This window comes from Bradyrhizobium sp. P2_E8 (genome assembly GCF_056403875.1).
Map to the genome: position 1 here is coordinate 1 of NZ_JBFUES010001616.1, position 994 is coordinate 994.

At 65.0% G+C, this 994-nt stretch carries 2 protein-coding genes; one reads left to right on the forward strand and one right to left on the reverse strand.

What is annotated here, in order from left to right; genetic code table 11:
• Positions 1-592, forward strand: a 592-nt coding sequence (locus AC1D00_RS42740; RefSeq protein WP_477014867.1) for a helix-turn-helix domain-containing protein, incomplete at its 5' end; no start/stop codon positions are given.
• Here AC1D00_RS42740 and AC1D00_RS42745 read toward each other — a convergent pair.
• Positions 589-852 carry a hypothetical protein gene (locus AC1D00_RS42745; protein WP_477014868.1) on the reverse strand — a complete coding sequence of 88 codons (264 nt, stop codon included), beginning with the start codon at positions 850-852 and terminating at the stop codon, positions 589-591. The two genes, AC1D00_RS42740 and AC1D00_RS42745, sit on opposite strands and share 4 nt — an antisense overlap.
• Positions 853-994 lie beyond the last annotated feature (142 nt).

A 994-nucleotide genomic window follows, 5' to 3' on the forward strand; every position in this document is an offset into this window, starting at 1 on the left:
GACGCGCAGCGTGCTGATCATGCCCAACAGCCTGCACCATCTGCGCGTGGATGCCGGACGGATGGCCTTCCTCTATGTCGATCCCTTCGGACGCGATATCGAGGCGCTTCGTTCACGCATGAAGGAGGTCGGATCGAGGGCCGCGTTCGACATGATCGACGAGCGAGCGGTTGTCACGCTGTTCGGCGACATCGCCGAGCGACGCCTCGAATCTGACGAAGCGCGGCAGGCCGTCCGCGATAGACTTGGAATCGGATCAAGTGCGCAGCCGGATGCAAGAATTGCTGATGCCATAAGGCGGATGCGCGAGGAGCCCGGCGGTTCGCACACGCTTGCCGAACTCGGCCGCCAGGCCGGGCTTTCGTCCTCGCGCTTTTTGCATCTGTTCAAGGAAGCCACGGGTGTGCCGCTCCGCCGCTACCGCATCTGGAGCCGGATCGGCGCAGCCGCGCGGGCGGTCGCACAGGGGCAATCGCTGACCGAGGCGGCGCATGGCGCCGGCTTTTCCAGCTCCGCGCATTTCAGCACGGCCTTCCGCGACATGTTCGGCATGATGCCGTCGGAATTGTTCGCGCGGATGCGCGCGAGCTAGTTTTCCGTCGGCGCAGGGCTAGATGCCGGACCGTCCTCGTCGCCGTCCTCGTCGATCTCGCTGAGGATGTCCACGAGCTCGCGGACGCGGCCGTGGGCGAGTGGCCGGAGATCGTTGATCATCGGCTCGTCATTGGCGAGCCAGGCCTGCGCTTCCGCGAGTTCGTCGACGGTCGCGCCGGTTCCAATGATCTGGGCGATGGTGACGTCGTCGGCCCGGTCCACGGTCTTGACGATGTCGTCGCGGGAGAGGCGCCTCATGGGTGATCCTCCTGCTGTCGGCTTCCCCTCCATTAACCGGGGAAGCCGCGTGCCGGTTCCATCGACCGGGTGCCGCTTCGGTGGGAGGCTACTTCTTCGCCACCTTGTAGATCGCGTTCTCGATGTCGGAGGTGAAGTAGAT